This is a genomic window from Acetobacter fallax (genome assembly GCF_011516735.1).
Classification (GTDB): domain Bacteria; phylum Pseudomonadota; class Alphaproteobacteria; order Acetobacterales; family Acetobacteraceae; genus Acetobacter; species Acetobacter fallax.
Genome location: NZ_WOSX01000005.1, coordinates 72,510 through 86,138, shown reverse-complemented (window position 1 = coordinate 86,138; position 13,629 = coordinate 72,510). Strand labels below are relative to the sequence as shown.

At 59.9% G+C, this 13,629-nt stretch carries 11 protein-coding genes; 4 read left to right on the top strand and 7 right to left on the bottom strand.

Translation table 11 applies throughout. The annotated features are described in order from the left end of the window. The first annotated feature begins 49 nt into the window (after positions 1–49). From GOB85_RS04630 to GOB85_RS04620, 3 genes are all read left to right on the top strand, one after another. The gene (locus GOB85_RS04630; RefSeq protein WP_173576431.1) at positions 50–1,135 is read left to right on the top strand and encodes an EscU/YscU/HrcU family type III secretion system export apparatus switch protein; all 1,086 of its coding nucleotides are present in this window, start codon (positions 50–52) and stop codon (positions 1,133–1,135) included. Positions 1,136–1,291: 156 nt separating this feature from the next. Beyond that, the gene (locus GOB85_RS04625; RefSeq protein ID WP_173576432.1) at positions 1,292–2,527 is read left to right on the top strand and encodes a TIGR03862 family flavoprotein; all 1,236 of its coding nucleotides are present in this window, start codon (positions 1,292–1,294) and stop codon (positions 2,525–2,527) included. A gap of 203 nt (positions 2,528–2,730) precedes the next feature. Next, entirely contained in the window at positions 2,731–4,197 is a 1,467-nt protein-coding gene (locus GOB85_RS04620; RefSeq protein WP_173576433.1) for an ATP-binding protein, read from the top strand. Positions 4,198–5,181: 984 nt separating this feature from the next. Here the strand turns inward: GOB85_RS04620 and GOB85_RS04615 are convergent. Further along, positions 5,182–5,664 (bottom strand): lipocalin-like domain-containing protein, encoded by a 483-nt coding sequence (locus tag GOB85_RS04615; protein ID WP_242011294.1) that lies wholly within the window; start codon positions 5,662–5,664, stop codon positions 5,182–5,184. Between the two features lie 192 nt (positions 5,665–5,856). Between GOB85_RS04615 and GOB85_RS04610 the strand changes: the two genes are divergently transcribed. Further along, positions 5,857–6,774, top strand: a complete 918-nt coding sequence (locus tag GOB85_RS04610; RefSeq protein ID WP_173576435.1) for a LysR family transcriptional regulator — start codon at positions 5,857–5,859, stop codon at positions 6,772–6,774. Between the two features lie 62 nt (positions 6,775–6,836). On the opposite strand, the gene GOB85_RS04605 is transcribed toward GOB85_RS04610, so the two are convergent. From GOB85_RS04605 to GOB85_RS04580, 6 genes are all read right to left on the bottom strand, one after another. Further along, complete coding sequence (locus GOB85_RS04605; protein ID WP_173576436.1) at positions 6,837–7,343, bottom strand: peptide deformylase; 507 nt, start codon at positions 7,341–7,343, stop codon at positions 6,837–6,839. Between the two features lie 241 nt (positions 7,344–7,584). Continuing rightward, on the bottom strand, positions 7,585–8,691 hold the full coding sequence (locus tag GOB85_RS04600; RefSeq protein ID WP_173576437.1) for a PQQ-dependent sugar dehydrogenase: 1,107 nt from the start codon (positions 8,689–8,691) through the stop codon (positions 7,585–7,587). A 93-nt stretch (positions 8,692–8,784) separates the two neighbouring features. Next, positions 8,785–9,903, bottom strand: a complete 1,119-nt coding sequence (locus tag GOB85_RS04595) for an L-dopachrome tautomerase-related protein (RefSeq protein WP_173576438.1) — start codon at positions 9,901–9,903, stop codon at positions 8,785–8,787. Between the two features lie 86 nt (positions 9,904–9,989). Then, entirely contained in the window at positions 9,990–10,820 is an 831-nt protein-coding gene (locus GOB85_RS04590) for a phosphoenolpyruvate hydrolase family protein (RefSeq protein ID WP_173576439.1), read from the bottom strand. After that, complete coding sequence (locus GOB85_RS04585; RefSeq protein ID WP_173576440.1) at positions 10,798–12,027, bottom strand: Tm-1-like ATP-binding domain-containing protein; 1,230 nt, start codon at positions 12,025–12,027, stop codon at positions 10,798–10,800. Before GOB85_RS04585 ends, GOB85_RS04590 begins: the two co-directional genes overlap by 23 nt. 166 nt (positions 12,028–12,193) lie before the next feature. Then, positions 12,194–13,573 (bottom strand): aminotransferase-like domain-containing protein, encoded by a 1,380-nt coding sequence (locus GOB85_RS04580; protein WP_173576441.1) that lies wholly within the window; start codon positions 13,571–13,573, stop codon positions 12,194–12,196. Between the last annotated feature and the right edge of the window lie 56 nt (positions 13,574–13,629).

The following is a 13,629-nucleotide window of genomic DNA, read 5'->3' as shown; positions in this document are numbered from 1 at the left end:
CAGAATCTGCAAAACGCGTCATGCCAGAAAAGTAGTCCGGAGATAAGCCGTGGCTGACTCCGATACGGGTGACACGACAGAAGCCCCGACCGGCCGACGGCTCGAACGGGCGCGCGAAGAAGGCAACATCGCCCAGTCGCGCGAACTGCATCTGTTTTCAAGCCTGGGTCTGGCAAGCATCGCTCTGGTCATGGTGCTGCCCACCGGAGCTCGCCGGTTTGTGCTGGAAATGAAAGGCCTTCTGGAACATTCAGGCGATATCGATTTCGATCCGTCCACAGCCGCGCAGGTCATGTTGTTCGCGATGAAAACAGCCATGCTGCTCGGCCTGCCAGTCGCAGGAGCCGCCGCCGTCGCTGCCGTAACCACATCCACGCTTCAGTCCGGCTTTCTGATCCGCACCGAAGCACTGATCCCGGATCTCACACGCCTCAACCCGATGAAAGGCATCAAGCGCATCTTCAGCGTGACGAGCCTGATCGATACAATAAAATCTATTGCCAAACTCGGGGCTTTTTCGTTTCTTCTCTACGGCGTGGTGACTGATACGCTCAGGCTGGCACCGAACACCATGGACTGGTCGCCCCAGGTTTTCGCAACCACATTATACGACCTGACAATGCGGACTCTCGTCGCCGTGCTCGTCGTGCAGATGATCATCGTCGTCCTCGACGAAGTATGGACACGTTATCACCGCCTGCAGGGTCTTAAAATGAGCCGGCATGACACTAAGGAAGAGACCAGACAGACAGAAGGCGACCCGCACGTCAAAGGCCGTCAGAAGCAGTTGCGGATGCGGCGGACGCGCAAACGCATCCGTGAAGCCGTGAAAAACGCAACAGTCGTCATCACCAACCCGACGCATTATGCCGTCGCGCTCGAATACGATCAGGGAGCCGGCAACGCGCCCCGGGTCGTGGCAAAAGGCATGGACGAACTTGCCGCCAGAATCAGAGAATTTGCAAACGAATCAAAAGTCCCGATCGTCTCGAATCCCCCGCTCGCCCGCTCGCTCTATACACTCCCCGAAGACACAGAAATTCCCTACGAATATTTCCAGGCCGTCGCCGCCGTGATCGCCTACGTGTGGAAACTTAAACGCCCTCCGGCTTCAGCCCCGCCACCCGTCCTGTAACATCGCCCGCAGGCCAGCATCACGTGCCCATCCGGAAAACAGAGCCCGACCTCTTCCCCTCACATAAAACCACCATAACCTGTCACGGCACCCTTCTTTGAGGCTATGAGAGCCTCAACACACCGAAAAACAGACCGGGGCACAGGCAGGAACATCATGAGCGCAACACCAGCAATTCCTGAGCCGGCACGCCACATCGTCATCGTCGGCGCAGGCCCCGCCGGCCTTGCTGCCGCCGAAATCCTCGCCACAGCCGGCTGCGTCGTCACCGTCACCGACCGCATGCCCACCGCCGGTCGCAAACTGCTGATGGCCGGAAAAAGCGGCCTCAACCTGACAAACGCCGAACCCGAACCGCACTTCCTCACCCGCTATGGCACCGCCGCCCCCTGGCTCGCCCCGGCCCTCGCGGACTTCACGCCGAAGATGATGGTCGCCTGGGCCGAAGACCTCGGCCTGCCTTGCTTCACCGGGAGCTCCGGCCGCATCTTTCCCAAAGCCATGAAAGCCTCGCCTCTCCTCCGCGCCTGGCTCGCCCGCCTCAACACCCTCGGTGTCATCTTCCGTCCCAACACCACCTGGACAGGCTGGAACACCGACAACCATCTCACCTTCACACAAAAAGACGGATCCCCCGCAGACATCGCTCCACCCGACGCCACCATCCTCGCCCTCGGTGGCGCAAGCTGGTCCCGTCTCGGCTCAGACGGCTCATGGGCCACACTCCTCCTCCGGCAAGGCATCCCCCTCGCACCCTTCCGCCCCGCCAATTGTGGCTTCCATGTCGTCTGGTCCGACATTCTCCGAGACCGCTTCGCCGGAACCCCTCTCAAACGCATCGCCCTGACCTTCAACACAGTCACCATCCGCGGTGAAGCCATCATCACCCGCACCGGTATCGAGGGCGGCGCTCTCTACGCTCTGTCCGCTCCCCTCCGCGACGCCATCGAACAGAACGGTCCCACCACTGTCTTCCTCGATCTCCGCCCCGATCTCGACCTCGCCATTCTCACAGATCGCTTCAGCAAAACCCGCGCCCGCGAAAGCCTTTCCAACCGCCTCCGGAAAGCGGCTCAGCTTCCCCCCGTCGCCACAGCACTCCTGCGCGAAGCCGGTGACCTCTCAACAACTCCCGCCGATCTCGCCCGCCGTATCAAGGCCCTCCCGATCCGCCTCACAGCCCCGGACTCCCTCGACCGCGCCATCTCCACCGCCGGTGGCGTCCCCCAGTCCGCCGTGGACAGCCACTTCATGCTTCACGCTATCCCCGGCATCTTCGTCTGCGGCGAAATGCTCGACTGGGAAGCCCCCACCGGCGGCTATCTCCTCCAGGCCTGCATGGCCACCGGACGCGCCGCCGCTCTAGGCGCTCTGAACTGGCTGAACCGGTAGTCGCCGACCTCGCCCGGGACCGCATGCCGCTGCACCCCGATTGATTAATAATAAAATGGTTTCCAAGGGTCTGCGACCTTTGGCGGGTTCCAGGGCAGAGCCCGGGTTCTTCGATGCACCCAACCTCCGATAAAGCCCCTGAGGCAGCATTCCCGCCTGTTCCCGGTTGCCTCACAGGGAGTCGGCAAGCTATCCCCGGCACCATGAGCAGCAGCATCGAAATGGGACAGATCGTCGGCGGCGGACCGGCAATAATGAATCTCGCCGAACTCCTCGCCACAAGACTGCTCGTCCAGGGTAATTCCGGCTCCGGAAAGTCGCATCTTCTCCGTCGCCTGCTCGAACAGACCGGCAACCTCGTCCAGCAGGCCATCATCGACCCGGAGGGCGATTTCGTCAGCCTCGCCGAGGCCTACAGCCACCTCGTCATCGACGCCGCCGAACACACCGAAGCCGCGCTTCAGGCTGCAGGCGAGCGCATGCGCGTCCATCGCGCCTCCGTCGTCCTCAACCTGGAGGGACTGGACGCCGATCTCCAGATGCGCCGTGCCGCCGCTTTTCTCGGCGGTATGTTCGACGTTCCCCGCGCGCACTGGTATCCCGTCCTCGTCATCGTCGACGAAGCCCAGCTCTTCGCCCCCGCCTCAGCAGGCGAAGTCTCCGACGAGGCCCGCCGTGCTTCACTGGGCGCCATGACCAACCTCATGTGCCGTGGCCGTAAACGCGGCCTCGCCGGCGTCATCGCCACACAGCGCCTCGCCAAACTCGCCAAAAACGTCGCCGCCGAAGCCTCAAACTTCCTCATGGGACGAACTTTTCTCGACATCGACATGGCCCGCGCTGCCGACCTCCTCGGCATGGAACGCCGCCAGGCCGAAGCCTTCCGTGACCTCCAGCGTGGTAACTTCGTCGCCCTCGGTCCCGCCATCAGCCGTCGCCCCATGACCATCCGCGTCGGTGACGTCCACACCGAAAGCCGTTCTGCCGGCCCCGTCCTCGCCCCGTTCTCCCCGCCCACCGAGCAGGTCGCCGATCTCATCCTCGCCCCGCTCCCCGAGCCCGAACTTATCGCCCGCCCGCGCCGCACAGCCCCGCCGCCGCCCGATCTCCTCACCCAGCTCGCCTCCCACGGCGAAACCCTCTCAGACGCAGAATCCCGGCCCGAAGACCCGATCGACCCCGCCGAGCGCCGACAGCAGCTTGCCGCCCTCCTGCGTGAGGTCCTCGACGAAGACGACGGCGGCTTCCGCCCTCCGGCCTCCCTCTACCAGGACTTCCTCGTGCGCTGCCGCATCGCCGGCCTCGGCCGCGAAGCCCTCGACATGCGTAGCTTTCGCCGCGCTCTCGCCACGGCCCGCAGCGGCACAACCCCCGAAGCCGCCGAAACCCCCGAGTGGCAGGAAGCCGAGGCTATCGCCTCAACCCTCCCCGAAGACATGCAGCCCGTCTTCCTCACCCTTGCCCGCGCCGCCCTCGACGGCAAAACCTGCCCGCCCGACCGGGACATAGCCCGCATCTACGGAACCCATTCCACCGGTCGCGCCCGCCGCATGCTCGGATGGCTCGAAGAACAGAACATCATCGTTCTCCGCCTCGACGGCGCCGGCCGCCGCCGCGCCGCCATCATCGGCCCGGGCTGGGAAACACTGCCGGGCGATCCCGGGCTCTGAGGACCTTCCGGGGAATTTCGCCGGGGCCGCATTACGTATTGATCTGTTGTTTTTGAAAGCGCTGGCGGAGGGCCGGGTTTGGGTAAAGCCCGGATTCTTCGAACTATTTAAAAAATAACAGATCAATACGTAACGACAACTGAGCCTTTAACAACCGTTCGTTTACTCCGCCGTCTGTATCGAAGGGTAAAATAACCTGTCCTCAACGGCGCTACACTGAAGAAATTCAAACAAATACTCAAATAAACAGAACATTTATAAGAAATACATGACGTGAATGCAGGAGAGGTTTACAGTGCCAAAGCCGATCAAGAAATTTTAATATTTCTTCATAATTAGAAATTATCAATATATACATAAAATAGAATAAATTTTTTGTTGATTTACTGTGGCGGTATTCCTAAGTTCCACGTCGGAGATCAATGACAAGGGAGGCTGAGGGAATAGTTATGACCAGATATTCTGCTCCTCCCACGTCAGCGTCGCTTCATAATCCTGATTGCAGCGTCATGCCTGTTTCGAAATTCCGATTGGCAGGGAAAGCCATCGGGTCTGGCTGACTACGCTCTGAACGAGCGTAAGATAGTTAAGTAATACAAATACAGATAGAGAATAAATAATTCACATAAAAGTATTTAGTAAAAATATATAAATAAAAATAGTGGGAATCGCAATGAAAAACAGAGTAACACTGATCCTGACGGTAATAACACTCTCTTTGCTGCCAGCTCTGTCTGGCTGCGCCGACGTCAGTACAGCAGCGTCAGATGACAAAAATCAGTTCGCCACCGCACGAGACGTCATTGAGGCGGACCCACATACCATTCCTGACCGCGGCATGTTCTGAAAAATGTTCTGCACACCACAAACACATCCAGCCACAAGCGCAACTCTGTCCCGATGACCTCAAGATGGCAGATACTGTAGCAGGGCTCCCGAAAACAGGGACGCGCATATCCGTCGCATCCCCTTACGATACCAGCATCACTCCTCGCAGTCTGCCCGCCGGAACCGGATCAGACTCCGTGATAACCGACCTTCCGCCCAGTTCGGCATCTCCCGCCACGGTGTCGTTACATCTGCATGCACGCCACTCACCGCAACGGTGCGCCGCTGCTCCGTGCCCACCCACTCAGGTGCCCAGGCCGTCTCAACCTGCGTGATCCACTGATCGCCCTCAACCCGATAGCGACCAATATACGCCACCAATGTTCGCATCAGCCGGGCGCGGTCTTCATCGCACTCAGCCGGATGCCGGTGGCTGCCTTCCAGATTGAAAGCCACCCAGCCATCCTGGGTAAATACAACCCGCCCTCTCGGTGATGGCCCCATCGCGTGGATGAAAGAGCCACTCTCCTTCTCTTCCACTCTGTAAGACACAAGCTTCCACGTCCCGATGAGCTGCTGTCTCAGGTCTTCATTTCCGTTAACAGACCCGTTCTGCCGAAGGACATCCTGCGCGGTCATCTTCCTGTTCCGTTGCTGACGCTGCATCACCCGCCTACTTTATAACAGCTATAGCAAGGGAATTTCGCGTTGTTATTATTTTTGATCACATGACCATGCCCTCCGGCAGCAAAGACCGGTAGTAACTTTCCGGGAAAAATAATATTACGCTGGACGCAAAGATCCCACGACCGGCCTCAGCGGAGACACCCCTTGTCCAGTGACGAAACCGGAGACCTGCGCTTCTTCACAAGCCTGGTGGACGCTGGCAGCCTCACCGCCTGCGCACGAAACGTCGGAAACTCGCCCGCCGCCGTATCACGGCGCCTGTCCCGCCTCGAAGCCAGACTGGGCAGCACACTCGTCATCCGGAACACGAGACATTTCGGACTGAGCGAAACAGGCCGCCTTTACTACGAACGCGCCCTCAACATCGTCGCCGATATCGACCGTCTCGAAGAGGAGATCTTCTCCTCAGCCAGCGCCCCGAGGGGCACACTGAGCATCGGAGCGCCCGTGGAACTGGGTCGCCGGCAGATCGCCCCGTTCATCGGGACATTCAGCGCGAAACACCCGAAACTGTCGATCAGTCTGGCCCTCGCCTCCGAGGGCGTCTACGATTTCAGCGATTACCTCGACGTCGTGCTGAGGCTGGGCCTCCCCGAAGCCGGCGGCGCCATGGTCACCCGCCTCGCATCCACCATGCGCGTTCTGTGCGCCTCACCGGACTACATCGCCCGCCGTTCTCTGCCAGCTCATCCGGGCGAACTGCCAAAGCACGACTGCCTCTGCCTGCGTCGTAACAAGACGATGGCGCTCCTGAATAAATGGGTGATCGGCAACGAGACTGAAACCGATGTCGTCACAGTGGAGCCGCGTCTCTCAACCACAAATGCCGAAATCATTCATGACTGGGTGCTCTCCGGTCAGGGTATTGCCTACAAACTGCTTTGCGATGTCTATCAGGATCTTGAAGACGGAAAGCTCGTCAGGATTTTCCCCGATTTGCAGGGAGAGCAGATCGACCTCTACGCCGTTCTCCCCAACCGCCAGCACACGCGCGCCAGCATCCGGGAGTTCCTGAGTGACCTCAGGCCCTACATTCACACAGCAGGTTTTCTCCAGGACTGATAACACCAGTCAGCAACAATATCGTCCGGCCTCGCCGCGTACATCAGTCAGACGCACCGACTTCATGCGCCACCGCCACGCTTCAGCTTCTCATGCCGCGCCAGCAGACGCGTCCGACGCAGACCGGATAACCTGTGTAGCCAGAACATCCCGTTCAGCTGATCAATCTCATGCTGGTGGCACGCAGCCCGCAGGCCAGATGCTTCTTCGCTCCGCGTCACCCCGTCGAGGTCCTGATACCGCACGCGAACCCGCGCCGCGCGCTCAATCTGTTCAACAGCCCCCGGCATCGAGATACTTCCCTCTTCATGCCGAAGAACATCATCAGAAGCCCACACAATCTCCGGATTGACGTACGTCACCGGTCCGGCCGCATCCGGCAGGTCCAGCACAACCACACGCAGCGCCACACCAATATGCGGCCCCGTAATTCCGATTCCCGGTGCAGCCCGCACCGTGTCGAGCAGATCGGTCGCAAGCTGACAGAGATAATCGTCAAATACCGTTACCGGATCAGCTGCAACACGAAGCTGCTGATCCGGAAAACTCACGATTGACCGGACTGTCACGGATGATCTCCTGGAAAGGGTCTGCTGAAAGACGCTGCGTGCATTACGTGCCGGTGCTGTCTCAGGGCTATGCTCTGTCTGGCAACCTGCCAAAGGTCACAGACCTTCCGAACCCAGAAACAGATCGGGGTGAAGGGGGCTGCAACCCCTTCCGGGTCCGGGCAGGGCCCGACCTTCCACCAGACCTTTGAAAATCACAGAATATTAAATGAATCATTTGAAACAGTCTGAAAGACCCCCATCACTTCCCGTCATAACTCAGTCGATACACCGCATCCGCCGTATCATCGCTGATCAGCACACTTCCATCCGGAAGAGGCTGCACATCCGCAGGTCGTCCCCACGCATCCTGTCCCTCGCGAAAACCACCGACCAGAACCTCAGGAGTCCCTGGTTTCCCGTCCACACCGAAATGCACCGACACCACCTGGTAGCCCGAAAGCTCAGTCCGGTTCCATGATCCATGCTCGGCAATCAGCAGATCACCGCGATAAGACGCCGGAAACATCCCGCCTTCGTAAAACCGAAGCCCCAGAGAGGCCACATGCGCCCCCAGCTTCACCACAGGCGGCACAAATTCGCTGCAGGCATGTTGCCTGCCAAACACAGGATCGGGAACATCACCCTGATGACAGTAAGGATACCCGAATGACTGTCCCGGAACCGTCCGCTCATTCAGCTCGTCAGACGGCACATCGTCTCCAAGCATGTCCCGCCCATTATCCGTGAACCACAAATTCTGCGTCCCCGGCTGCCACGTAAACCCGACCGTGTTCCGAATCCCGTAAGCCTCATCACGCCAGTTCGTGCCGTCAGCCTTCATGCTGATCAGCTTTCCGAAGGCATGCCCCACATCACAGATATTGCACGGCGCCCCGATCGGCACATACAGCCGGTCATCCGGTCCGAATGCGATGAATTTCCACGAATGATCCCCCGCCCGATAAGGCAGATGATCCGCAACCACCTCAGGTTCAGGTGGCCTGTCAAGGTGATGCTCAATATCCCGCAACACGACAATCCGCGTCGTATCCGAAATATAAAGATCACCCTTCCGGAACGCGACCCCCACCGGCTGCCGTAACCCGCGGGCAATCACCCGCACCGCCCGCGCCCGCCCGTTCGCATCCATCCCCGACAGAGCATAAACATTCCCGGCCGCCATCGAGCCGACAAACACGGTCCCGTCATCCCCGACCGCCATCTCCCGCGCCGACGGCACCCGATCCGCATAGAGCGCAATATGAAAACCCGCCGGGACCGTCAGCCGGTCCACAGGGGGCGCCGCAAGGGCAGGAACCGACGCAGCCAGAGCCGCAGCCACAAAAAACAGACGACCCCACCCCATACTCACCTCTCTCACACGCACACCCCACAAACCTGTTTCCGGAGCTTCTGACGAGTCAGCAGCCGTTGAACCCGAACGAACAGAAGCCCCGGATCAGAACCGATGCTGAGGCTCCAGCCCGAGATCCAGTGTATAGATTGCAACCGGTCTCTGCACCCGCGAAACTCCATCCGCCTGAAACGACGCCGTCCGGTTCAGCTGCACCGCCGGAATCCAGAGCTTGCCGGTGCTGTCGATCCACATCGCATCCGCCCAGACCAGCCGCTTATCCGCAATCAGCACCGAAGCCCTGCCCTGCGGCGTAATCTTCAGCAATCGCAGCTTATTGACATCAGAGACATAGAGATTCCCCTGACCATCAATTACCGTTCCTCCGGTCGTCGGCGTATCGTAAAACAGCGAGACCCGCCGTGAGAGATCTTCATCATTCAGCGTCGGATTTTCCAGATCAGCCGTGGAGATTTTCCACATCGGTCCCGAACTGGGCTGGAAATAAAGCACGGACCCGTCAGGTGAAACCTCAAGCTGATCCGCATGCACCCGCGCCGGCTTCCCGTTACTGATCAGCAGCTTTCCCTCAGCATACATCGGGCGCTCATCCGTCGTGGACTTCGCATGTTGTAACACCCGACGCTGCTGTCCCGTTTTCAGATTCACTAGGATAAGCCCCGGATCACCCGCATCCGTCAGAATCAGCGTGTCGCCATGAAAACGCAGATCATCCACGTAACTATGCGGCGTCGTACCCTGCTTCAGCACAATCGTATGAACCGGCTTGCCGGAACTCAGATCGAACGCCACCAGCTTCGCCGGCGCCCCGTCCGGCGGGTTGGGCTTGCCACCCACATTCGCATCCCCGGAATCCACGACCCACAAATACCCGTCCGGCCCGATCCGGATCGCATTCACCCGCACAAAATTATGCAGCAGATCATGCTCATGGCCCCGGTTATTCCAGGATTCATCCGGCCAGGCATGAGGCACGCCCTTCGCATCCAGTTCCGCCACCGTCGGCCCCGGTTCCGATCCGCCACCCCAATAGGGAAACGAGACAAAAAGACGCTTATCATCCGAAACCGTCACCGCATTCATCACACGCTGCGATGTCACGGCCACATGCAATGCCGAAGAGGGGAGTGGAGCGGCCTCCCCCACAGAGGCCAGAGCGAAAACGCCGGCAGCTACGCCGGACAGGATGGTTTTCTTCAGCATGATAAGAGACCTTTTTTACAGGTCCGGCGCATCAGGGCGCTGCCCGTGATAACCGCGGGAGAAACCTGCGGACGCCGGCTTGTTTTTTAGCGCGTCATCGCCTTGAAGGTTTTTGTCTGTTCGACAAGCGCCGTCTCCGTCGGCAGTCGTTCCATGCTGGATGCTCCATAGAACCCATGGCAATCCGGACACCCGGCCAGAACCTTCTGCGCATCAGGCGGCATCGCAATGGGGCCACCATGACACAGCACAATCACATCATCCCGAACGGTCCGTGCCGCATCGGTAATCTCATTGATCAGCTTAATACAGTCATCCAGCGTAAACGCCGTTTCAGCCCCGATCGTTCCGCCCGTCGTCAGTCCCATATGGGCCACAAGCACATCGGCCCCTACCTGCGCCATGTCCTTTGCCTGCTGCGAATCAAAAACATATGGCGTCGTCAGAAGATCTTTCTTATGTGCCCGCGCAACGACATCGACCTCCATGCTGTAGCTCATCCCGGTCTCTTCCAGGTTCTTACGGAAATTCCCGTCAATCAGACCAACAGTCGGAAAATTCTGAATCCCCGAAAACCCGACACGCCGGACATCGTCGAGAAAAACATCGAAATCCACAAACGGGTCCGTCCCGTTCACACCCGCCAGAACTGGCGTATCCGGCACAACCGGCAACACCTCCCGCGCCATCTCCATGACAATCTGGTTCGCATTGCCATAAGCCAGCAGCCCGGCCAGAGACCCGCGCCCCGCCATGCGATACCGGCCGGAATTATAGATCACAATCAGATCAATCCCTCCGGCAGCTTCGCACTTCGCAGAAAGTCCCGTTCCGGCACCCCCCCCCACAATCGGCTGACGCGCCGCGATCATCCCGCGGAATTTCTCAAGAATCTTACTGCGTGGAATAGCCGGCATAATCAGTTCTCTCCTTAAACAGAGTTTCAAATTCACGCGTCATCGCATCGGCAAACGCCGGATCGTTGAGCGCATAAGGAAGGCGGATCAGACGGCGCCGTTCCGTTTCCTCCAGCGTGGCAGACAGAGCTTCCAGAAAAGCCGCATCAGCCTTTGGATCGGAAAACGGACCGCCCGACTGGTCAAGCAACGAAAAACCACTCTCAGGATAGAAGAAACGCACCTCCCCCTGACACTGGTTCAGCTTCCCGCCAATCACACGCCCCATCGCCGCGCACTCCTCCGCCGAAGTGCGCATCAGCGTGATAAACGGATTGTGCTCCACAAACACCCGATCCCGATACTGCTCAGGAACTGTCGCCCGCGCTCCGAAATTCACCATATCAAGCCCGCCGCAACTTCCGACATACGGCACCCCCGTCCGGCTCACCGCATCCAGCCGCTCCTCGCCACAGGGAAAGATCCCGCCCGCGACATAATCGCAGAACTCCGTCGTGGTCACATCCAGAACACCCCGGATCACCCCCTGATCGATCAGCCGCTCCATGGACCGCCCACCCGCGCCCGTCGCATGAAACACCAGACACTCAAACCGGTCCCGCAGCGCCTCAGTGATCCGCGCCACACAGGGCGTCGTCACCCCAAACATCGTGATCCCGACAGAAGTAAGTCCATCATCGCAAGCCGGCGGCGCGTTCAGCACCATCCCCGCCATCGCATCCGCCGCATTGGCCAGAACCACCCGCGAAATCCGGTTCAGCCCCTGCATATCAACAACGGAATAAACCATCCCGATATCGGATTCCCCAACATAAGGCGCCGTGTTTCCCGAAGCGACAGTCGAGACCATCAGCTTCGGCACCCCGATCGGCAAAGCCTGCAAAGCCGGCGCCACCAGCGCCGTCCCGCCCGAACCACCAATCGCGAGCGCCCCGCCCAGATCGTCCCGATCCGTAAGAAATCGTGTCAGCGCCAGCGACATCGCCGCGATCGCCCGCCCCCTGTCCCCGCAAAACACCGCCCCGGCCCCGTCAGGATGATACGCCGCGACCTCCGCCGCCGTCACATCAGCCTCATGCGGCATGTCGCCAGTGCTCACATCCACGATGCTGGCCTCAGCCCGTCGGGCCGTCAGAACCGCTTTCAGATACCGCAACTCTTCCGACTTCGTGTCCACCGTGCCGAGAATGTAAACCCGACCCGTCACGGCAGCAGATCCATGTCCTGAAAAAGACTCTCATGCCCGGACTTCACATGCCCGGACTTCAGATGAAGCGTGACAGCGACAGTAATCGGCGTTCCGCTCATAAGCATAAGACTGACTCCCGGTCATGACTGATCCGCGTCAGGCCACATAAGCAGCCGAGACACTTTCAGGCCACCGGAATAGTGTCGCGTGACACTTTTGCATCCGTCGCCAGGCACGCCGCTTTGACCCGATGCAACGCCTCCGTCAGATCGGGTAGGGACGCCAGCCCCAGACACAGCCTTATTCCGGATTTCCCTGATCCCGCCTCAGTCCGGAAAGGCGCCGGATCAGTCACCAGAACACCGTAAGAACGGGCATGGTTGATAACAGCCACAGTCTGCTCAGGCAGCATCGGCAGCCAGACATGAAACGCGTCATAAACCGGCGGCACCATCCATGCCCCCAGGATTGAGGCTGCCAGCCCGCGCCGCCGCCCCGCTTCGCCACGCAGGGACTGCCGCACCGAGGCCGCCGTGCCATCCTGCATCCACTGCGCCATCATCGCATAGGAGAGTGGCGCAATCATCAGCGACGAACACAACAGCGCGGAAAGACAAGCCTCCCGATAGGCATCAGGCGGTATCAGTGCCCCGATCCGCAGCCCGGGACTCAGAATCTTCGACAGGCTGCTCACATGAAATGTCCGCTCCGGCGCAAGTGAAACCAGATCCGGCAGCGCGTTGTCCGGCACACAGACATACACCCCGTCCTCAATAATCAACGCATCGAACCGTCGGCAGAGCCGCACGATGTCTTCCCGCCGCCCCCGTTCCATCGTCGCCGTTGTCGGGTTGTGCATGGTCGGTGTCAGATAAAGAACCGCGCGCTGATCACGAAGCTCTGTCAGCACGCTCTCCAGCGCGACCGGACACATTCCCCCGCCATCCATCGCTACGCCGCGCAGCGTCATTCCCGTCTGACGAATGGCCCCGAGCATACCGGGATAAGTCAGACTTTCCGTGATCACGACATCAGCACTCTGTCGCGCCACAGCCAGCGCGACGCTGAGCGCCTGCTGGGCACCGCTGGTCAGAAGCAACATCTCGGGAGAGACCGCCAGCCCCAGTTCCTCCAGCCAGTGCGCCATGATCCGCCGATGCCCGAGATGTCCCGCCACCGGCGGATAGACATTGAACAGCGCCGGATCGACACCTTTCGCCAGACGGGTCAGCGTCCGCGCCAGCGCGCGGTCACTGAACATCGGCGGCGGCATATTCGCGGCCAGATCAAGAAAACTGTGATGGTGCCCCGGTCGCGCCGACACAAACGTGCCCCGGCCCTTCACCACTCTGACAAGACCACGACGCTCCAGGATCGCACTGGCCCGCGTCACCGACCCGATGCCGATGCCAAGCCGCCAGGCCAGCTCACGATGGGCCGGCAGACGATCCCCCGCCACAAGCACACCGCCAAGAATGTCCTCCGCCAGAGCGTCAGCCAGTCGCTCCGCCGGTGGCTGAGAACCACCGCACAAACGCGGCGTCCAGGGCGATTGAAGACGCATGCGGCAAAGACCCTTTCCGTATCATGATCTCTTCCTGTCCTCACACAAACGGAACG

Coding starts and splice junctions, on each gene's coding strand:
- GOB85_RS04625 (WP_173576432.1), top strand. CDS start 1,292: ATGAGCGCAACACCAGCAATTCCTGAGCCGGCACGCCACATCGTCATC.
- GOB85_RS04620 (WP_173576433.1), top strand. CDS start 2,731: ATGAGCAGCAGCATCGAAATGGGACAGATCGTCGGCGGCGGACCGGCA.
- GOB85_RS04615 (WP_242011294.1), bottom strand. CDS start 5,664: ATGACCGCGCAGGATGTCCTTCGGCAGAACGGGTCTGTTAACGGAAAT.
- GOB85_RS04600 (WP_173576437.1), bottom strand. CDS start 8,691: ATGGGGTGGGGTCGTCTGTTTTTTGTGGCTGCGGCTCTGGCTGCGTCG.
- GOB85_RS04595 (WP_173576438.1), bottom strand. CDS start 9,903: ATGCTGAAGAAAACCATCCTGTCCGGCGTAGCTGCCGGCGTTTTCGCT.
- GOB85_RS04590 (WP_173576439.1), bottom strand. CDS start 10,820: ATGCCGGCTATTCCACGCAGTAAGATTCTTGAGAAATTCCGCGGGATG.
- GOB85_RS04580 (WP_173576441.1), bottom strand. CDS start 13,573: ATGCGTCTTCAATCGCCCTGGACGCCGCGTTTGTGCGGTGGTTCTCAG.